Source organism: Bifidobacterium apis, from assembly GCF_036986835.1.
GTDB lineage: Bacteria > Actinomycetota > Actinomycetes > Actinomycetales > Bifidobacteriaceae > Bombiscardovia > Bombiscardovia apis_A.
Genome location: NZ_BTXD01000003.1, coordinates 56,984 through 76,615, shown reverse-complemented (window position 1 = coordinate 76,615; position 19,632 = coordinate 56,984). Strand labels below are relative to the sequence as shown.

Sequence of the window (19,632 nt, the reverse complement as noted above, 5' to 3'; positions counted from 1 at the left end):
TTTCCCAAAGTTCGGGTTTTATTGATTGACTGTGGGGTCACTTAAACGAGGTCTTTGTACCATTATTACCAATATAAATTCCGAGTCTGTATATCGAGTCTGTATATTGAGTAAGGAAAAAATATGGAGTTTGAAAAAATAGCGTTATTAACTCAGGCAAATGCAGACCAGATAGCCAGAGAATGGCATTACAACGATATGTATAGTTTTTATAATATGGAGAATGATCCAGAGGATCTTGAAGAGATAATTACTCCGAAGTTGCGTGGAGATAAGTATTACCAAGTTGTGGATGATCAAGATGAACTGGTTGGTTATTTTTGCTTGGAAAGGCTATCAGAGGAAAAAGTAGAAGTTGGTTTAGGATTGAGACCGGACTTGACTGGACGAGGGCTGGGATTAAATTTCATTACAGAGATTGAAGCATTTATACAGAATAATTTCAATTACAGAATAGTAGTTCTATCTGTAGCTAGCTTCAATAAACGTGCAATTAAAGTTTACCAGAGAGCAGGATTTAAAACAGATGGTTCTAAACTGCAGAAATCAAACGATGGCGTATATGAATTCATTAATCTAAGCAAAACCGTGAATCGTTGATGAGAAAGCAAGAACTTCCCTGGGATCTAAACTGACTGGACAGCTATGCAAGTTCAAGCGGGTGACTATGCGGGTGATTGTAGGGCGTGTAGCTAGTCATTATTCGCTTTAAATAGATGAGAAGGATATCGGTGATGTTCTTACATCCCAAAAAATTCCCCAAAGAAGTGCACTAGCTTTCATCCTTGTTTCCATGGAAAACATGGTTTGTGCGTTGTCTGTTATTACAGTTTCTAGGGTGAGAGCAGATGCCCGTCCAGACTGTTGCAGCTTGACTCGGGAATGATGCTGCTGAAGGACCGTGTTGCCGGGTACTTGATTTGTTCTAAGTCCGCTTCAAATTCCTCCAACGAATTCAGGAAGTTCTTACTTGTACTCTGATCTCTCCTTACAGTCTCTTTTAGCTCACGTATTATATACAAGAACTAGCGGGCGTAGACGGAACCTCCCTGATCGGTATACTTTCTGCCTGCATACGAACCGTAGGCAAAAAGAAATCCAATCTTTACGCACAACGTTTGGAACTTTACGAAAGCACTAGTTCCTTTTCTGCTTCACTTTGCCACGTACCACTATAAGCAAGGGATTAAAACTGTATCCTTCCGGCAAATTATTTATAGTATGGATAATATCCATTACTGATTATCAACTATTGAGATTGTGAGCAATGAAGAATGGCACATGATGACAATGTTCTTCTACCTGGGGTAATTAGAACGGGAACTCTCGTCAGCGACAACCGCCTATTCCCCACAATGCAAGTGCCAATACGCGTCACCGAAGCTGGCATAGAGATCACCATATCGTGGCCAGGAGAGGATGCTATTTCTCGTCTATGGTCTGGAAGTGAGCAGTATTCGGACGACCCAGATAGGAGTCAATACCTCTATGAAGTGCCTCGGAATCTGTGGTTTTACGATGTTAACGGCAGTATTGCTTTGTTGGATTGCCGTAAAGCAGATATGTCTCAGAGAATAGGACTATACAGCGCAGGTAGGGGCACGATAATAGCAAATCGTGCTGTTATGGGAGCGAAGCTGCATACCAAATATCAACAAATATATGGATTGCGAACCTCGATTGAAGGTTTGCGGCGATGGATTAGTAAAAGCAGTATTGAAAGAACAAGTACACACGACAAAGATTTTCGATACGTATCTGAAACGCTTAACATTGAAAGTCCTGATGATGTACGACTTGAAGATGATCCTCTCGTTTACATTCACTTTGATTGGACAGTCTCGTCTAAAGACGGCACCTATACCGTAAACGACAAGGTGTATGTAGAAACCAGATCATCCAAACCTCTCACTTGGCAGAGTGCAGAACATTTGCACAAAGCAATCCAGGATTTGCTTAGTATTTCATATGGTGAAAATCGAGATATAACTGAATCCTTAATTCTTCGCTCGCCCAAACCTGTAATTACCGCAAACAACAGAATCGCTAATGAAGAGTGGTTGCCAATCACTAGGAGGATTCAGGAACACCATAGACCAAAGTACCATCGAGGCTTGATTCCTTATGAAAGTTTGAAAAAGGATAGCATACAAAAATGGCTTTCATTATACGATCAAATACCGCGAGCAATTGATCCAATCGTAGCTTCATTTACAATAGACAAAGCCACACCTGAAGTTAAGTTACTAGAAGCAGGTTCTGGTCTAGAGGCCTTAGGTTATTATCTGCTAAAAGCCGGTGGCAAGAACAAAAAAGAAGCCAATAAATGTAGTTTTAAAGACAGATTAAAGCTAATAACTGAAAATCTAGAAGATATCCTTCCTTTTGATGTTAACGACTGGATACAGCAAACTACCTCGGCCTACAACGGGATAAAACACGCAAACAGGAAGAGACCTGACATAATAGTGTGTCTTAATTCCTGGCAAAGAGCAGTTCTCACATTTAGATGTTGGATAGCACTCAACCTTGGTATTGATAAAGATTTTTTAAAGAGTCGCGCGGAACTGGATCACATGCGAGGTGGATATAAATTACTTTGGGATGAGAACGAAGAGCAGGAATGAGCATCAAACGAATCTATATCTAACTCTGCCTTCTTGACCATACGGTCTTGTCCACAAATCCTTGTGGTGAGAACTGTGTTTCTGGACATTTATTGTATTTAGGGGACCTCCAAATCCTTCCAAAAGATTCAGATAGTCCCCATTACGTATATGCAGATCTGTTATTTGCAGTCTCCTTCAAACCACTCATTGCATATAAGCACTAGCGGTGGTACACGGGTCCGCCCTGCCCGGCATACTTTCTGCCAGCGTATGAACCATAGGCACATATGAGTACAAGGACGATTGCCAGAGCGGTTCCACAGATCCAGTAGAGCCTGACTCCGCTATAAGCCAGGGCAGCCAGAATCATGACCACGCCCAGAATCATGAAGAGCACCCCGCCGAACTGCTGACAACGGCGCCAAGCCTCGCGGCTGGAGTAGGCACCTGGCACCCGAAAACCGCTGATGCCATTGGGTCTGGTTTTAGGAGCAAGATTGCCGATGACTATGAGAGTCAGACCAGTCAATAGCATAGCGACCTTATCAATGCCGAAATCCGTCGGCCACCATCCCCAATGAGGATCAGCAACAGCTAATTCGAACAGATCTAAAACCGCGAAAATAATCTGCATGCATAGACCACCAAGCAGAAAAACGGTCAAGGTATGCCCCGCTTCATCACCACGTTTAATCAAATATGCGCGCAGGACGAGCATGAGGATGGTCCAAATCAACGCAATGACAAGACAGAGACAGGGCATCCAAATCAGCTCCTGGGGAGAGCCCCAGCGGTCCAACTGGTTCTGTGCATTCCAATGAAGCGGGACGTTTTCATTCGGCAGACGATTGACCACTATGCGGCTTACGCCCAGCATGATCATCCCCGGCAACCACTGAGCCGCGACAAGGGTCGGGACGAACCGACCCGCTTTGCCGCCATCCGCCATGAGAGTCTCCTTAGGACTCGGAAACTGACGTCGAACCAGTTTCCTTGCTCACAGTCCGCGGCTCAGATACACTTCTCTTGTCACTGGTGCTGGTCCGCAGGCGGTAGAGCCACTGAATAGTGCTGTCCAGCACACTCAGATTGAGTTCGTAGATGACCCTGGTGCCCTGCTTGTGGCCGACAATCAGGTCTGCTTCTTTCAATTTCCGCAGATGATAGGACAGCTTGGATGGCGTCATTCCCAGCTTTTCGGCCAGGCGTCCAGCCTCCATGCCGCCCTGCTCCAAAAGATCCATCACACGACGACGCAGGGGATCAGCCAGAGCCGCTGTTGTTTCTTGAATAGCCATAAGACTCCTTTTTCGATGATTTTCTCTAGTATTTGCATGCTAACATTGTTTCAATCAATATTGTATATTTTCTTCAACTTTTATGCGCTTTTCACTCACTGAGCGCAAAATATTTGACAAGCGCCGGGATTGATGCATTGTGCAGCAACATTAAACTGTTGAACATACCTACTTTTTTGAAGCCAAGGCCGATTGGACAGTGCTTTGGCTCCAGGCCGCCGGTCCGGACGTGAACTGAGGTCATGCTACTATGAATAACTTCGACGAATAGGAGAACTTGCGGCGTGAGCGAAAATGGAACAAAAGTCAATATTGGCAAGGCCGCCATCTTCGATCTCGACGGCACACTTCTGGATTCCATGGGAGTCTGGAAGCAAATCGACCAACGTTTCTTCGCTCGCCGCAACATCCCCATGCCAGACGATTACGCCTCTGCAGTGGCCTCCATGCAGACCGGTGCTATCGCCAGATACACCATTGACCGCTTCCACCTTGACGAGCGCCCAGAGGACTTGGTGGAGGAGTGGAACCAGGACGCGCTCCTGCTCTACGCCACGGCCGTGCAGCCCAAGCCGCATGCACTCGATTACCTGCGAGCTCTGAGGGCCAGCGGCGCCGCTCTGGCTGTGGCGACCAGCCTCCCTCCGCGCCTGCGACAGGCTGCTCTGAAACACGCAGGCATGACCGAGAGTTTCGACCAGGTCTGCAGCGTGGATGACGCCAAAAGCATCGGTAAGGAGGAGCCGGAAATCTACCTGCTGGCTTCACGGATGCTGGGCGTTGCGCCTGACCACTGCACAGTGTTCGAGGATCTTCTGGTCGCCGTCGATTCGGCCAAGCGCGCTGGAATGAAGGTCTGGGCCATGTACGACAAGTCCTCGGCCAAGGATTGGGATTCCATTCGCTCCGAGGCCGATGGCGCTATCACTGACTTCGCCCAGGCGCCTGCCATTCTCTGACTCGCTCCGCACCTACAGGAGCCAGCTGTTACCATGAAAACGGCAGGAACTTTATGGAGGCGTTATGGGCAATTCAGGCAGGATAAATGCCGGTTGCTCAAAGTGGCTGTATTCACGTTTGCTCGCTCGCCTGGGATTGCAGAATTGGTGGCCGGCAGAGACCGACTTCGAGATGATGATCGGAGCGGTGCTGGTCCAGCATACAGCCTGGGGGAACGCGGCCATGTCCATCGAGCAGCTGCGCAAGGCCGATTTGCTCAACCCCTGCAATATGGCCGAGGTCGACCTGACGACTTTGACGGCATTGATCAGGTCCAGCGGCTTCATGAAGGCCAAGGCGCGCACCTGCAAGGCCCTTGCTCAGTGGCTGCTGGCCCATGGCATTCGCACGGCCGATGTGGAGGACTGCGCGGATAAAGGCCTGCGTGACGACCTGCTCACCATTGCCGGGGTCGGGCGCGAGACTGCGGATGTCATACGACTCTATGCCTTCGGCCAGCCTTGTTTCGTCTGGGATGCCTATGCACGCCGTTTGCTGGACGGTCTGGGGTGGGCCTCCTTGCGGTCATACCAGGAGGGCGAAGAGTACGAGGCGGATTTTATCAAGGTCGATCAATGGGCGCTCAACGATCTACGCGAATACCATGGGTTGATCGTCCAAGCGGGTAAAAACCATCGCAATCCACAGGCCTATGCCGCCTTTCTTAAGGAACTTGGCGGCCCTGAAAGCGCTTCCCAGTGAGTCGAATCGATGCGGCTTGAACTATGAGGTGCATGCAGGGTTGCAAACAATCCGTCACCAGGCATTTGACGAGACAATACCTCAAGACGCCTCCTCTACCCTTCACCCCTACCCGTCACAACTCCTATATGGCACCCCTATAAAGCACCGATATATGTCTGAATCTTATGACCGTATTCCCGTGTAACAATCTTGTCCGCACCTCTGTGAATCGCGCACAAGGAAGCTTTGACTTGACTTCAAGCGGATTGAACTCCGTAGACTATGTTTCATCCGCGTACTTGGCAGGCGAATACGCCAGGTGGTGAAGAATGGGGAGCAGAAGCATGAAAGCAGCAAAGTTTGTAAAGCCGGGCCGCATCGAGCTGGAGGAAGCGCCGATGCCGACCATCGAAAAGCCCAAAGATGCCGTGATTCGGGTCGTCCGGGCCTGCGTGTGCGGATCCGACCTGTGGTGGTACCGGGGAATTTCCTCAATGCCCTCAGGCAGTTATGTAGGGCACGAAGCCATCGGAGTGGTCGAGAAGGTGGGCTCCAAAGTCACCCACGTCAAGCCAGGCGACTTCGTCATCGCGCCCTTCACCCATGGCTGCGGGCACTGCGCGGCCTGCAGGGCCGGCTTCGACGGTGACTGCCTTGATCCGGACAGGCGGGGGAGCGGCGGCTACCAGAGTGAGTATCTGCGATTCACCAACGCGGACTGGGCCTTGGTGCGGATTCCAGGCCAGCCCGAGGACTACGACAACGACATGCTCGACTCTCTGCTGACCCTCTCCGACGTGATGGCCACCGGTTATCATGCAGCCGCCACCGCCCAGGCCAAGGCGGGCGACACGGTCGTGGTCATGGGCGATGGGGCGGTGGGTCTGTGCGGAGTCATAGCAGCCAAGCTGCGTGGGGCCGAACGCATCATCGCCATGAGCCGGCATGAGGACCGCCAGAAGCTGGCGCGTGAATTCGGGGCCACTGACATTGTGGCTGAACGCGGAGACGCTGCTGTGGAGCAGGTCATGGCCCTCACCGACGGAGCCGGAGCCGATGCCGTCCTGGAATGCGTGGGCACCGAACTGTCCACCGACACCTCGATCAGGGTGGCCCGGCCCGGCGCAGTAGTCGGCAGGGTGGGTGTGCCACAGCAGGCCACCATGGACACCTCTAAGCTGTTCTGGAGCAATGTTGGGCTGCGAGGAGGCACGGCCGCGGTCACCACATATGACAGGCATCTGCTGCTTGACCAGGTGCTCAAGGGCAGCATCCAGCCAGGCAAGGTCTTCACCCAGCGCTTTGCCTTGGATCACATCCAGGAAGCCTATGAGGCCATGGACCAGCGCACCGCCATCAAATCCCTAGTGCTTATTAGCGAATGAGGCTGCGATAATAATCAGCTGATCCCCACCGCTACTGACTTTGCCAGTGGCGGCGCGTAAGCATAGCTGCTCGAACATGTCCGTTATTTCGAAAAAATCAGGGCCCAGTCAGGGATAATTCAGGGTAAATCAGGGTATTTCATCCCTTCTTTCGCTGATATTAATGGAAGTGACTGATGACGACAAGGATGACCGTCATACAGGGTCAAGCGACGAACGAGGGCACATGACATCTGCGAGGCGAATCAGCATTACTGAGCGTAGATACTTTGGTCTGGAAGGTCGTCGATGATCATCCAAGGGAAAGATGCAACTATGAATAACCCCAACGTAAGCGAAAGCAGAGGCCCGACACCAACGATTGAAGCTACGGGGCTGTCCATGGTGGTCTCCCCGCGCCGCGGCGATTCACTGACCATTCTCAATGACATAGCATTCACTGCGTATCCGGGGGAGATGACCGGCATCATAGGGCCGTCAGGCAGCGGCAAATCGACGCTGCTGTACTGCCTGGCTGGGCTGGAGAAGGCCACTAGCGGCACTGTGCTTCTGCTGGGCAAGGACATAACCCGTCTGGGGATATCGGCCATGACCAAGTTCAGACGCCAGCATCTAGGCTTCGTATTCCAGTCCTACAACCTGATCACCAGCATGACAGTCGAACAGAATCTGGCTCTGCCATTCACCCTTCGCGGATCCCGCTTTCCCAGAAAGACGGCGGATTCCCTCTTGAAGTACTTTGGTTTGATCGATCAGAAAAAGAAAAGCGTCACCCTACTGTCAGGCGGCGAGCAGCAACGTGTTGCCCTGGCCCGCGTCCTGTTATCCGACGCAGACGTGGTATTCGCGGACGAGCCAACTGGCGCCCTGGATCAGGAATCCGGAGAAAAGGTCATATCGGTGCTTAAGGAACTTGCCAACCACGAAAAGAAAACCATCGTACTGGTGACGCATAACAATGAGGTGGCAGGCCAGTGCGATCGGCTTTTTGCCGTGCGCGATGGCCGTATCAGCCAGTCATTCTCTGCGAAAGCGCCCATGGCATGAGAGGCGCTCTGTCCGAACTCAAAGCAGCGCCCATGGTCTGGAGCGCCGTCTTGCTGGCCATGGTCGTATCCCAGACTGTCATCTGCTCCCTCATCGCGATCGCCACGATCATTGATCAGGACTATCAGGGCCCGGAGCAGGTACTTGGATCCACATACACTGGTCCCGCCTTGGCATTCAGCGTGATCATCACCATAGCTGTGCTGCTATGGGTCATGAATTCAGCACTGAATCAACGCCGGCATCAACTGGCGCTCATGGTTTTGCAAGGCGCTCTGCCTTGGCAACTGCTGGCCTGGAATCTGCTGATAGTCATGGGATTATTCATCCTGTCCATTGCAGCCACCTGCCTTTTGCTGCCGGTGATTACGCCCTTGACCTTCGCCATGGTGACAAATCCATTTGATTTGCATTTGACCTATGCCGGCAGCCACCTGTTCGATTCGCTAGGCAAAGGCCTCGCTTTCAGCGCTGCGCCCATCTTCATAAGCACCTTGTTGACTATCCGTTCGCTCTCGAAAATACGACCAATGGAAGCCCTCAGGCAATCCCAGGACCCTCCAAAGCGGATAGGCGTCTTCCGCTTCCTCCTGGGAATCGTATGCTTGATTGGTGCTGGCTGCATGTTGCTGATTCCAGCTTTTGCACTTGCAACTAACCCTCGTGCCAGTCAGATGAGCAGCGCTGCCGCTCCAGATCGGATGACGGTATTTCTCGCCTTCGCCATGGGCGGCATGTTCCTCCTGATATTTTCGCTGGCAGCTTTCGCGCCATATCTCCTGCCCGGCTTCACGGCGATATGGACGCGTATTGTAGCGTTGCCATCCAGAACCTGGAGGCTGGCAGGCCAACAGGCTGTCGGCAGCATACAGCGCCAGGGAGCGACGATAATCCCGATGACTGCGGGTCTATCATTGCTGATGACCGTCAGCGGAGGGTTGAGCACAATGATCACCACCTTGCTAGTCGCTTTTCCCCACACACCAGGCAGCGTTCCGGCGACCACAGACATGTTTGCGAGTCTCTTGGCGCTCACTGGACCGCCAATAATCATCGCGATAACAGGTGCAATTGCAGGCACCTTGATCACTTCCAAAGGCAGAGGACTTGATCTGGCGCTGACCTACGTATCAGGTGCTGGAATCGGCCAGCTCAGAGTATTGGGCGCGCTTGACGGCATCATCACTATGATTACCAGCACACTGTTCTCCCTGGTCATCACATTGCTCTGCACCTCATCCCTGACTTTCATGCTCTCACGCTTCATGGGCAAAGCACAGATGAGCGTGCAATGGGGCGCATGGATCGTAGTGGTGCTCATCGTATCCCTGCTTGGTGCCGCAGCCACAGGAATCCAAGCTCTGACCACCAGATTCGAGAACTCTGTCAGCGTCATATCGCATGCCATCGGCGAGTAATAAAGCCTCGCTGCATACAGCCGGGCACATATTTGAGCCACAGCAAGCCTGCCGACCTCTGTCATTCCTTCAGGTCTCTTGTTAAATAAATTAAGTCGGTATATGCAGCGCTCGGCTTAATGAATTTAATTGGTGGGTAGATGCGACTGTGGGCACTTGATGGCTTTCCACCAATACAGGTAAACACAGGAGTATGCGACGATTTCCTACTCGCGAGCATTTGTAAGGCTCATATAGGGTACAGTCGATGACAAACCGAGACAGGTGACGATGGACCAGTCAAATCTTGTCAACAACAGACAAATGGAGGACCGTCATGGCGCGACCGACCACCAAGGAAGAATTCATCAAGGCGGCTGATGATGGCTTCGACAAAATCATGGCGCTGCTTGAGCCGCTGACACCTGAAGAACGCAATGGCCGCTTTTCCTTCGACCTGAGCAAGGAGAAGGGGGCCCATTGGGCACGCGACAGGAACATCAAGGACGTGCTCGTCCATCTCTACGAGTGGCATCAGCTGCTGTTGAACTGGGTGGAGGACAACCAGGAGGGCAGGACCCACGACTTTCTTCCCGAGGGCTACAACTGGCGCAATTACGGCGAGATGAATGTGAAGCTGCGAGACAAGCATGATGACACCACCTACGATCAGGCCTTGAACCTGTTCATTGAATCCCATAAGAAGGTCATGGCCCTGGCACAATCCTTCACCGACGAGCAGCTGTTCACCAAGGGCGCCCTCCCATGGACCGGAAACTCTACCTTGGGCTCTGCCTTCATCTCTTCGACCTCCAGCCACTACGACTGGGCCCTAAAGAAGATAGGGAAGTACTTGAAAGGGCGTAAATAAGGGTCAAAAAGTAATGTTGTCATTCACAGCAAGCATTAAAAAAAAAAGAATTAACTACAGTATGGTTCAAATCACTTATCAATCAGAATTATTACAACAAGATGTTGAATTAAGATATTTTTCCTACCTCCCCTTTTACGATGTAGTCATATATCTGAAAGACAGTTTTTTAATCACCATTCTCTATAAAAGAGATAATCAAGGACTTACTTTAGGTTAGATAAACTTGATATAAATTGAGTTTAAATGGCTCACAAGTATCAGATTAAACAATGTTTAGTCGAATCGCTTTATAACAGTTGACTACAACAAGAAGCTCGAAGGATAAGTGATAAGATACCGCCTCGGATACATCACAGATACTGCTCCAAAATAATACTCGCTGATTGAAAAGTCGGAAAAGCGTGCGCTTATTCTTAGAAGTTGAAGCATCTGTTGATTGATCGCCATGACGTTTCATCAATAGACCGGCATTTTATTTATAGAGCATAGTAATGAATTGAAAGGCGAATAGAAAACAAAAATATATGCACCTCACATAGACTGTATTTACGTTTGTTAAACCTTGGCAACCACATGAAGAGCAATTATTTTCCATTATTTAAGTATGCATAAAGTTCATATCATCTCATATCTGAATTTATGCATACGAAAGTTATAGATAGGTGCTATTATAAAATGTATGGTCTGTAATATTACTAGCACGGACTATAAACAGCTGAGGGAGGAAGGACAAACGACTAGAAATTAAGATAATGAAACGAATGCACCTTCATAAGATAAATGTCTTCATGAGAAAAACTGATAGTGACTTGTCCATAAGGGGTTTAAATTTTCAGTTTCTTGATTTTTCTTTTTTATCCTGATCTGCTTTTAATTTATCAAGGAATGACGAAGTCCGTTTTGCTGATCAAGTATTAGACAAAAACTATGTGTTAGCGCGCTTTCGCTATAGCATATTAGCAACACCAGGATTGGAAGATAGAATGCAGTTTACAGTAGACCACATCGGAAGAATTCGTCATGCAAGCATTAAGCTTGATGGCCTTACCGTAATTGCTGGGCGAAACAACAAAGGAAAGAGTACAATTGGCGAATCACTATTCGCATTGGTGAATTCCCAACATAATTTTCATTCCAAAGTAATGTCAAGGAACCGACAAGGTATCATGCAGGCCGCAGAGGAATGTATGTTTACAAGTGGTTCATCTGTAAACGGGGCAAGAACTCGAGTCCGCATGAATTATGAAGATTTAGACATTATCGCCAAGAAATTGAGTGAGCATTTTTTTTCTGTAGAAGAAGAGGACAAGGTCCAATCAAGCGACATAAAGGAATGGCTTCAATCAGAAGTCATGACTGACCACTCACCTCAACCATCTCAGGCAGAAGAGGACATGGATCCTGACAGGGAAGTATATACATCATCAAGTTTTCGTCGGGCTCTCAGTATTCTAGCGAGTGATATAGAACCAGCTATAGAGTTCCGCGAAACAAGTGCAGACTTGTTGAATGATAGCGAAGAATCACTACGCGCAACTTTTACCTTGCGAAGTTTTAATCAGCTTTTTGGAAATCAATACATCTCTTACTTAGATAACAAGAACAATTCAGCATCTGTATCTTTAATCGATACTGATAGTAGCGAGCAAAAAAAACCTCTAATTGCTGCAAACTTTAAGAAAAACGAATGCTCTACCGAGGTAGGCTCTTCTGTACAACCAGTCGTATTATTTATTGATGATCCGGATTTACTCCATATGATTTCAATGAGTCCACGTCGTTTGCCTCCGCGTTTTTTCAATAGCAGAAACAAAGCAACAAATTTTGCAGCTGCTTTACATGAACAAATGAACGCCAAACCGAAAGTGCGCTCAGCTGCACAAGAGAAAGAATATAACAAAAAATGTCAGATAATAATAGATAGCCTCGAAAAAGCGCATGGCAGCGAGATAAAAACAGATAGGTTCGGGCGCCAGACACTACAAGAAGCTTGGATGCCTCAAAAAATTAGTTTATCAAACGTATCTGTGGGTGTTCAAGCAATTGAATTACTAAAGGAAATCGTGCGTTCAGGATCTTTGGATGACAACACTTTTTTGGTTCTTGACGAGCCAGAAATTCACTTACACCCTGAATGGCAGCTAATATATGCGTGGGCTCTGTCCGAAATTGCACATTCGCTCCATACCAAAGTCCTCGTAACAACGCATAGTCCATATTTTATTCAGGCACTTCAAGTTTATTCAAGACAAGCACAAATTCAAGAACAATTCCACACATATATGCCTCTTGAAGTTGAAGGGCATGCTGTGGACTTTATTGAGGCAGACGACGAAATAATGGACACACTACTAGATGATATGGCAAAGCCATTTGACGAACTTGAAATACTTGACGCTAAAATGAACGAAGCGAAATAGATGAGTGGTCAAAATCTGTGTGCTCGGATGTCTGGACATCTTAGTCAATATCAAAAGAGCTGTAAAGATATTAGTAGGATACAAGGTATTAACGGTGGGCAAGGCCAACCACTAGTTAATAGCCCAAAGCTGGCTTGTGATTTTGATAATTTTGCATCTAATTTCGCTCAGAAACATCAACTAACGTATGTTAATTCTTCGAATAAGAAGATATCAAAATGTCTGTGCAGTGTAGACGCTATAATATTGGACAATTTCAATGACAATATTATTCTCGTAGAGTTTAAATATGATAAGGTCGGCCATCCTGAGAAGAATAAAAACAGTGAAGAATGTCATTTTGTTTATGAAATGCAAGAGAGCGAATCAGACAGAAATTACGAACTTTGGATATATCGCAAATTTACAGAGTCTCTAATTATGTTGATCACTGATTGTGGACTAGAGTTTAAAGAGTGTGCAGCTAAAGTACAAGGCTTGCTTGTTCTTAATGCTAGAGACAATCAATTATGCTATAACACAAAAAATACCAATATTGGGCATAGCAAGCACAACCATTTTAAGCAGATGAGCAATGCGGTAAGAGGTTCTAATCGACGCGAATTACATACACTCAAGGAATTAGAAGGTGTGTTGTTCAGTTCGGTAAAAGTACTTTCTGAAACAGCATTTGATAAACTCTTCCCCAATCCTTAGATTTTGCTAGTCTTTTAGACTAGCAAAATTATTCAGAATTTTAAACATGCAATATTAGTTAGCGCGTGTCGTTAATTAGATTAACTTATCTAATTATAATGGCAATTAAGGATGTCGTTCATTTGCAAATCGAAATTTGGATTTATGCCATTCCAACTTTCCAGCGTATAGCTGACTTACCCTAACCTCAGAATGTACATTTCGACATGTAAAACTAGGTTGTTCAATAGTAATGATGCATTGTGAAAGCCAACAATTAGTCAGTTACATAAGCACGATTGTCCCAATTGACATAAATACAATCGATAGTGCCTATTTATAACTGGACTTTTGGAAAGTCAGCTCTTCGCACTAGGTCGTGTAATTGTACTCTGTTAGTTGTTGACATGTGAAATAGATAGCTTTACAGCAATCAGACATAAATATGTAGACACATAATGTGCATATGTTCTAAATAATATAAAGTCAGCAGTTAAGGGATTATAGGCCCACTCATTGCTTTGCACTTTTTCGCCACACAATAGAGGCTACTACTCGCGAACTATAGCTTAGAAATTATTGGCTCGCCTCGCCTTTCTCTGGTTACGCAAACCGGGAAGTAACTCGAAGACAAGATCTTCTCCCCCCCCCCCGCTCAGCTGGCCTTCTGCTGGGGCAGATCATACACAGTGACGCCATCAACCGTGGTTGCGGTGTAATGCTTGGCCACCCACTGTGAGATTTGCGTGGCAGTGTCTGAACCCCCCATCTGATGGCCGCCCATCTCACCAGCTATGTAGTAATGAATCTGCCCATCCTTCACGTACTGCTTGAACTGTTCCAAGCTGGGGTAGGGGTCGGAACCATTGAACCCGCCAATGGCCATGACCGGCTTTTGAGAAGCCAGCTGATAGCCCGCCGCCTGCTGGGATCCTGTCGTGGCAGCGGCCCAGCGATAGGAGTCGGATGACTTTTCCAGTTTGGCGACGATCTTGGAACTGGACCGGCTTCCACCATGCAGACTTCCTCCTTTCATCCTTCTTCCTTCTGGTCCACCCTGGAATCCAGATTGGCTTCTGCGCTGTGAACGCATGGAGGGCGCATCCGAAGGGCTGGATTCCCCTTGTGACCCCGAGGAATCCTGGACCATTGGACCTGGTCCTTGAGAACCCATGCTAGGAGCCTGCTGACTATTCGAACTGCCGCCAGGCATCTGGCCCTGCTGGCGTGACTGACCCTGCTGATTCATCGGGTCTTGGCTCATTAAATATGAACCCGTGAGACCGCCGTCACCACCAGGCATACCTTGCTGTTGCATATTGCCGGGTGCCATGCCGCCTGCCTGGCCACCGCCAGGCTGACCATTACCGGGCTGACCGCCATCAGAAGCACCTCCGGGCATACCACCGGGGCCGCCACCCATATTCCCTGAAGTCAGGCCGGGTCCGGCCAGGACGATTGATCCCATGTGTCCTTGGGATACGGTGTACAGCGTCCATGCAGCAGGGCCAGCCATAAGCCCTATGACTGAGACAATGAGGGCTACAAGAGCGAGTTGTCGTATTTGCAAGAGTCCAGCCAGGGCAAAACCGAGGGCGCCCATGAGACCAATTATGAGAATGGCCCACTTGAGCCAGGGAAGCCACTGGGAGCGACCAGCCAGGCTGAAATCCCAGAAGGCCGTGAAAACGATAAGAATCGGCGTGACGATCCTGGCCCAGAGCTTGTCCCGGGCGATCCACAGACTGAATGCGCCCATTGCCACCATCGCAGCCAGGGCAGGAGCCAGAGCCACGGTGTAATACTGGTGGAAAATGCCGGCCATGAAGCTGAAAACGAGCCAGGTGACGGTCAGCCAACCTCCGAACGCAATGACACTGGCCCTGCGCACGTCAGTGCGAACGGCCCTGCCGATAACCAGCAAGCTGATGACAATGCCTGCGAAAGCCAAAGGAGCCAACCAGGAAATCTGCGTACCGAACTCGCCGCTGAACAGGCGATTGAGGCCAGTCTGGCCCCACTTGCCGCCGCCACCTTCACGGCCGTGGCCGGGTATGACGGATCCTTCTTAGCTGCCGGTCAAGCGTCCAAAACCGTTGTAGCCAAAGGTGAGCTCAAGGAAGGAGTTGCGCTGGGAGCCGCCTATATAAGGTCTGTCGCTGGCTGGCACGATGACCGTCAGCAGTACCCACCAGCCAGCGGCGACGATCATGGAACTAATGGCGGCCAGTGAATCCAGGATGCGACGAACCATGCCTGTTGTCGATGCCAGAAGAAAAGCCAGGGCAAAGCCAGGCAGTACAAGCAGCGCCTGCAGTTGCTTGGTAAGGAAGCCGAATCCAATCAGAGCACCGGCCAGGACCATCCACCATGTGCGCTTTCGATTGCCAGAAGGATGGTTGGCATACTCCAGGGATCTGAGGAGCACGTTAGCAGCACCGGTCATCAATAACACCAGCAAGGCATCGGGGTTGTTGAAGCGGAACATGAGCGCGGCTACCGGAGTGAGCATGAAGATGAAACCGGTGACGATGCCCGCCCAGTTTCCCCAGTACCTACGCACGGTGGCATAGAGCAGGTAGGTGGTCGCAACCCCCATCAGCGCTTCCGGCAGGAGGATGGCAAAGGAATTCAGACCAAGGATGCGCACGGAAAGCGCCATCAGCCAAAGGGCTGCCGGCGACTTGTCCACGGTGATGGCGTTCCCCGAGTCCAGGGACCCCCAGAGAAAGGCCTTCCAGCTGACCGAGCCTGCCTGGGCCGCAGCCGAATAAAACTCGTTGGCATATCCGGAGGCCGTAAGGTTGATGAAGAATATTGCACAGGCCGCAAGCAGCATGGCTCCCAGTGCCACCCAGTCTCCACAAGTCCGTCGGGGCAGAATACACGCGCGGGAGGTGTGCTCCTCAGCGACTGTGTCTACGCTTGTTGATCGTGGCGGATTGAAAGTCTGTGAATGCGGGGAGAAGCCATAGCTGCTGTTAGAAGCCAATGAAGCGTTCATGATAGGTGAAGTTTGCTCTTTATGTATGAGGTTTCGTTTGCTGCCAGCCGCTCAACAAGCGGCAGTCTCTTCGCCTGGATTCCGTATAGGTGAATGCGAATCCTCCTCTTTTGCAGGCAAGAGGGATCCGCGCAGCTCATGCTGACGTATCTGATCCCAGATGGCAGGGGAGTCCAGGTCGACGCGAAGCCCCTCGACCGCTCGGGCATCCATACCCTCCCTGACCCGGTGCATGCCCTCCAGATCCTTCTTTACCGTGTCTGGAATGTCGACCGTCGATCCGGCATCCTCCACCCAATGAACAGGAAGCTCCAACATGGTCATCCCGGCCTGCTGGGCTCGTCAAGCAGCTCCGTATCGAAGAACCACTCGTCATCCTTCACCTGCGGCAGCAGGACATGTGCAGCCTGAGCAGTAATGGCCTTGAAACCGCATTGGGCATCATGAAAGGAGACCGCCAGATATGAGCGGAGCATGAGGTTGTAGGTGCGCGAAATGAATTCACGTTTGGGGGAGCGGGTGACCTGAGATTGCGGCATAAGACGTGAGCCAAAGGCGATGTCAGCCCCGCCTTGGAGTAGGGGGAGAATAAGGCTGCCCGTAGAACCGATGTCGGTAGATAGATCCACATCCATATATGCGACGACTGCTGCCCTGGAGCTGAGCCAGGCCTGTTTCAGGGCGTACCCTCGGCCCTTTCTCACGAGGTGCAAGGCACGAACCTGGTTGGGGCACCAGTCGCACAAAGACATGGCGATCTGCCAACTGGCGTGTGTGCTGGCGTTGTCTGCAATCACGATATTCCAGCTGAAGGGTGCCAGATCTCTGGAGTGACGATCCAGAAAACTGCATAAGGTGGATACGGAGTCAGCCAGCTGAACCTCCTCGTTGTATATGGGAATGACAATATCGGCGTCGACCGATTTTGGACTGCCGTAAAAGACAGGCGAATCAACCTCACCTTGTGGGATTTGTCTGTTGCCAAAGGAGTACCTGTCAGGCACATAGGGCTGCCCAGCAATGTTTCTTTCGAGAATATCCGTTGCGTTCATGCCTCATAGTAAACAGCGGCTTCTTGGGATATTCCTCGAACTTGTCTTTATAAACTGATTGGACTCCTTAAAAAGAATCATGAGGATTTCTCAATGTTTGCTGACATGGCTGCACCAAATAGCAGCAGTCAATATCGTTTATTTAGAACGATTAGCATAGTTCTGCTTGGCTTGCTACAGGGATTAAACCGAAACCAACTTATGTATTGCGTTTAGGAAGAGGCCACGGTCATGCACATTTAAGCTGTATCTATAACATAAAGAATAATGAAGCAATAATTATATGAACAATGCATAGCATAGTTAAGCATCCTTGGGTTTACCTACTTCGTAGGCCTAAATCAAGTCCTGCTGAAACCGTAAAACAACACTATAGATTGGCGATTGTCGCAAGCGCGCTTAATGACAACTAGAGTCAAATGCGATCAGACTTTCCTCTGCTGATACAAAAGACGACAGGTGTCTTCAACGGACACTCAAGTTCAGAGTAAACAAAAAGGCAAGCTACAAGCAACAAAGGTATCTCGGGCAACACGACGAGCAGGCTTACATCTTAATAGTCACCTGTGTCATTAACATGACAAAATCTTAAGGGCGGCAATACTTGCGCCATCAATTACCGTCAAGCTTTCTGCGCAGCCAGGGTACACCAAACACAATGGCACAATATGTTATCGTTCCGCAGGTTAAACCAATTATCGTGTAAGGACTTGTTACAACGTCCTTCCAAGGTCTTCCTATCGCCCAGGAAATAGCCACTATCAGTAGTAGACAAAATCCTATATATAACGGTATAGACAGCACTTTTCTCATCATTATGAAGTCACGAGACCTTCCATGCATCGAGTCTTGGTTAAAGCGAACACATCCATCTTCTTTGGTTGACGCGTGAATCTATGAATATTTCTACAATAACAGGGAGCAAAGGTGTTCCCAAATTCGTTTTGAACGATAGATCTTTTGCTTATAGCTGTGAATGGCTTTCCGCCAACAGCCTGGTTTCGCAACGACCGTAAGACCGAAAACAGTCTCGAGATCCACTGTCAATGTGGCGACAAAAGACGCTTGGTAAACAAGACCAAGATAATGGGTGTCAAATTGACTTGACGTAAAGCTTGCTTTACATTATTCTGATGCTCATTCAGGTCGACCGGTCCTGATTTGAGCTTATCAAAGAAGAAACCCATGAAGGACGAAAAGAGCGGTAAAGCAACTGTCAATGTGCGACCCAGATCGTTTGGCACTGTTCGTTTCGGTTCCCGCTCGATGCCAGCGCTCACAACCGCTTTGATTCCAGGCCTGGCGAGCAGCATAGTTCTGGGAATCCTTCTGGCTGGCTTCATGCCACAGTCCGTACCGAGGATGGTCAAAGCTCTAATAGTGGCTATAATACTTTGTCCTATAGCTGTGAGCCTTTGGTGGGTAATTTTGATGGATCCCAATACCTTGCCTGGAGCCAATCCGCATGCAGAAGAGAACATAGAGAGCCACTGGTACGGAAGGGCCGAGCAACTTTCATACCGTATTGTCATCGTGTTGGTGTCGGCCGGTTGCCTGCTGGCCAATTTGATGGGAGCCGATCAATGGGCCCTCATGCTGGTGTGCGTTCTAATAGCGATGCTCTTGATCCTTGCACTGTCGTATGCATTTGTGAGGTTCGCCCATCATGAATAACCGCCTGGCAAAAATGCGAAAGGAGCGTGGCTGGTCTCAGGAGCAGCTATCAAAAAAGCTGGGAGTGAGTCGCCAAACGGTAATTTCGATCGAAAAAGGCCATTTCGATCCTTCACTTCCACTAGCATTCCGTATGGCCGAAGTATTCGATTCAACCATAGAGAACATATTTCAACCCTGAACCCGCTCCATTTCTTAAGCTGTGGCAGTGAAGCATCACCAAATAAAGCAAACCGAACTGTTTTTGCATAATACTTATAAAAGTGCCATCACGAACGATAGACAATCACAACTTTTCATTTGTCACTAACGTTCCAGTGCCATTCGAACATGCCTATAACCAGAATCCAAGCATCCTAACTAAACACTGCTTTTGCTATTTCACCGGTTCAGTTAGAGCATAATTCCGAATATGCCCCCTTGCGTCTTTAGCGGCGAAGCTTGAATCACATCATTCGCGTTCTCTAAAATACCGGCGACTCCCAAAAGAAAGCAGATCTGCGTCAGACATGTG

General features: G+C 49.1%; 18 protein-coding genes. 12 read left to right on the top strand and 6 right to left on the bottom strand.

Annotation, left to right across the window (positions count from 1 at the left end):
- Positions 1-123 precede the first annotated feature (123 nt).
- Together AACP62_RS07290 and AACP62_RS07285 are read left to right on the top strand one after the other, a co-directional pair.
- Positions 124-600 (top strand): GNAT family N-acetyltransferase, encoded by a 477-nt coding sequence (locus tag AACP62_RS07290; protein WP_339347423.1) that lies wholly within the window; start codon positions 124-126, stop codon positions 598-600.
- A 674-nt stretch (positions 601-1,274) separates the two neighbouring features.
- Positions 1,275-2,627, top strand: coding sequence for an ApeA N-terminal domain 1-containing protein (locus AACP62_RS07285; protein WP_339347422.1), 1,353 nt, complete (start codon positions 1,275-1,277; stop codon positions 2,625-2,627).
- A 202-nt stretch (positions 2,628-2,829) separates the two neighbouring features.
- On the opposite strand, the gene AACP62_RS07280 is transcribed toward AACP62_RS07285, so the two are convergent.
- Both AACP62_RS07280 and AACP62_RS07275 read right to left on the bottom strand, forming a co-directional pair.
- Positions 2,830-3,558, bottom strand: a complete 729-nt coding sequence (locus AACP62_RS07280; protein WP_339347421.1) for an SdpI family protein — start codon at positions 3,556-3,558, stop codon at positions 2,830-2,832.
- A 10-nt stretch (positions 3,559-3,568) separates the two neighbouring features.
- Positions 3,569-3,907, bottom strand: a complete 339-nt coding sequence (locus tag AACP62_RS07275) for a metalloregulator ArsR/SmtB family transcription factor (protein WP_198219866.1) — start codon at positions 3,905-3,907, stop codon at positions 3,569-3,571.
- A gap of 311 nt (positions 3,908-4,218) precedes the next feature.
- On the opposite strand from AACP62_RS07275, the gene AACP62_RS07270 reads away from it, so the two are divergent.
- The 8 genes from AACP62_RS07270 to AACP62_RS07235 all read left to right on the top strand — a co-directional run bounded on the left by AACP62_RS07270 (position 4,219) and on the right by AACP62_RS07235 (position 13,409).
- Positions 4,219-4,866, top strand: a complete 648-nt coding sequence (locus AACP62_RS07270) for an HAD family hydrolase (RefSeq protein ID WP_198219995.1) — start codon at positions 4,219-4,221, stop codon at positions 4,864-4,866.
- 172 nt (positions 4,867-5,038) lie between these two features.
- Entirely contained in the window at positions 5,039-5,608 is a 570-nt protein-coding gene (locus AACP62_RS07265) for an endonuclease III domain-containing protein (protein ID WP_339347419.1), read from the top strand.
- A gap of 326 nt (positions 5,609-5,934) precedes the next feature.
- A complete protein-coding gene (locus AACP62_RS07260; protein ID WP_198219864.1) occupies positions 5,935-6,975 on the top strand; it encodes a zinc-dependent alcohol dehydrogenase family protein in 1,041 nt (346 codons plus the stop codon).
- Between the two features lie 288 nt (positions 6,976-7,263).
- Positions 7,264-8,022, top strand: coding sequence for an ABC transporter ATP-binding protein (locus tag AACP62_RS07255; RefSeq protein ID WP_339347416.1), 759 nt, complete (start codon positions 7,264-7,266; stop codon positions 8,020-8,022).
- A 32-nt stretch (positions 8,023-8,054) separates the two neighbouring features.
- Positions 8,055-9,440: an ABC transporter permease family protein gene (locus AACP62_RS07250; protein WP_198177810.1), complete on the top strand. Its 1,386-nt coding sequence runs from the start codon at positions 8,055-8,057 to the stop codon at positions 9,438-9,440.
- A gap of 316 nt (positions 9,441-9,756) precedes the next feature.
- Complete coding sequence (locus AACP62_RS07245) at positions 9,757-10,290, top strand: ClbS/DfsB family four-helix bundle protein (RefSeq protein ID WP_339347414.1); 534 nt, start codon at positions 9,757-9,759, stop codon at positions 10,288-10,290.
- 986 nt (positions 10,291-11,276) lie between these two features.
- Entirely contained in the window at positions 11,277-12,713 is a 1,437-nt protein-coding gene (locus tag AACP62_RS07240) for an AAA family ATPase (RefSeq protein WP_339347412.1), read from the top strand.
- Positions 12,714-13,409 carry a hypothetical protein gene (locus AACP62_RS07235; RefSeq protein ID WP_339347411.1) on the top strand — a complete coding sequence of 232 codons (696 nt, stop codon included), beginning with the start codon at positions 12,714-12,716 and terminating at the stop codon, positions 13,407-13,409.
- 634 nt (positions 13,410-14,043) lie between these two features.
- Here AACP62_RS07235 and AACP62_RS07230 read toward each other — a convergent pair.
- The 4 genes from AACP62_RS07230 to AACP62_RS07215 form a co-directional block, all read right to left on the bottom strand.
- Positions 14,044-15,348 carry a mannosyltransferase YkcB-related protein gene (locus tag AACP62_RS07230; RefSeq protein ID WP_339347410.1) on the bottom strand — a complete coding sequence of 435 codons (1,305 nt, stop codon included), beginning with the start codon at positions 15,346-15,348 and terminating at the stop codon, positions 14,044-14,046.
- A 108-nt stretch (positions 15,349-15,456) separates the two neighbouring features.
- Entirely contained in the window at positions 15,457-16,242 is a 786-nt protein-coding gene (locus AACP62_RS07225) for an ArnT family glycosyltransferase (RefSeq protein WP_339347408.1), read from the bottom strand.
- Positions 16,243-16,443: 201 nt separating this feature from the next.
- Complete coding sequence (locus tag AACP62_RS07220) at positions 16,444-16,716, bottom strand: hypothetical protein (protein WP_339347406.1); 273 nt, start codon at positions 16,714-16,716, stop codon at positions 16,444-16,446.
- Entirely contained in the window at positions 16,713-17,444 is a 732-nt protein-coding gene (locus tag AACP62_RS07215) for a glycosyltransferase (RefSeq protein WP_339347405.1), read from the bottom strand. Before AACP62_RS07215 ends, AACP62_RS07220 begins: the two co-directional genes overlap by 4 nt.
- 1,185 nt (positions 17,445-18,629) lie before the next feature.
- On the opposite strand from AACP62_RS07215, the gene AACP62_RS07210 reads away from it, so the two are divergent.
- Entirely contained in the window at positions 18,630-19,118 is a 489-nt protein-coding gene (locus AACP62_RS07210; protein ID WP_339347404.1) for a hypothetical protein, read from the top strand.
- Complete coding sequence (locus tag AACP62_RS07205; protein WP_339347402.1) at positions 19,111-19,299, top strand: helix-turn-helix transcriptional regulator; 189 nt, start codon at positions 19,111-19,113, stop codon at positions 19,297-19,299. The genes AACP62_RS07210 and AACP62_RS07205 overlap by 8 nt, the downstream gene beginning before the upstream one ends.
- Positions 19,300-19,632: the final 333 nt, after the last annotated feature.

Bases quoted from the DNA above. Each gene is read 5' to 3' on its own strand.
- AACP62_RS07280 (WP_339347421.1), bottom strand. From the start codon at position 3,558: ATGGCGGATGGCGGCAAAGCGGGTCGGTTCGTCCCGACCCTTGTCGCG.
- AACP62_RS07260 (WP_198219864.1), top strand. From the start codon at position 5,935: ATGAAAGCAGCAAAGTTTGTAAAGCCGGGCCGCATCGAGCTGGAGGAA.
- AACP62_RS07215 (WP_339347405.1), bottom strand. From the start codon at position 17,444: ATGAACGCAACGGATATTCTCGAAAGAAACATTGCTGGGCAGCCCTAT.
- AACP62_RS07250 (WP_198177810.1), top strand. From the start codon at position 8,055: ATGGTCTGGAGCGCCGTCTTGCTGGCCATGGTCGTATCCCAGACTGTC.
- AACP62_RS07220 (WP_339347406.1), bottom strand. From the start codon at position 16,716: ATGACCATGTTGGAGCTTCCTGTTCATTGGGTGGAGGATGCCGGATCG.
- AACP62_RS07210 (WP_339347404.1), top strand. From the start codon at position 18,630: ATGAAGGACGAAAAGAGCGGTAAAGCAACTGTCAATGTGCGACCCAGA.
- AACP62_RS07275 (WP_198219866.1), bottom strand. From the start codon at position 3,907: ATGGCTATTCAAGAAACAACAGCGGCTCTGGCTGATCCCCTGCGTCGT.
- AACP62_RS07265 (WP_339347419.1), top strand. From the start codon at position 5,039: ATGATGATCGGAGCGGTGCTGGTCCAGCATACAGCCTGGGGGAACGCG.
- AACP62_RS07205 (WP_339347402.1), top strand. From the start codon at position 19,111: ATGAATAACCGCCTGGCAAAAATGCGAAAGGAGCGTGGCTGGTCTCAG.
- AACP62_RS07245 (WP_339347414.1), top strand. From the start codon at position 9,757: ATGGCGCGACCGACCACCAAGGAAGAATTCATCAAGGCGGCTGATGAT.
- AACP62_RS07255 (WP_339347416.1), top strand. From the start codon at position 7,264: ATGATCATCCAAGGGAAAGATGCAACTATGAATAACCCCAACGTAAGC.
- AACP62_RS07240 (WP_339347412.1), top strand. From the start codon at position 11,277: ATGCAGTTTACAGTAGACCACATCGGAAGAATTCGTCATGCAAGCATT.
- AACP62_RS07235 (WP_339347411.1), top strand. From the start codon at position 12,714: ATGAGTGGTCAAAATCTGTGTGCTCGGATGTCTGGACATCTTAGTCAA.
- AACP62_RS07290 (WP_339347423.1), top strand. From the start codon at position 124: ATGGAGTTTGAAAAAATAGCGTTATTAACTCAGGCAAATGCAGACCAG.
- AACP62_RS07285 (WP_339347422.1), top strand. From the start codon at position 1,275: ATGGCACATGATGACAATGTTCTTCTACCTGGGGTAATTAGAACGGGA.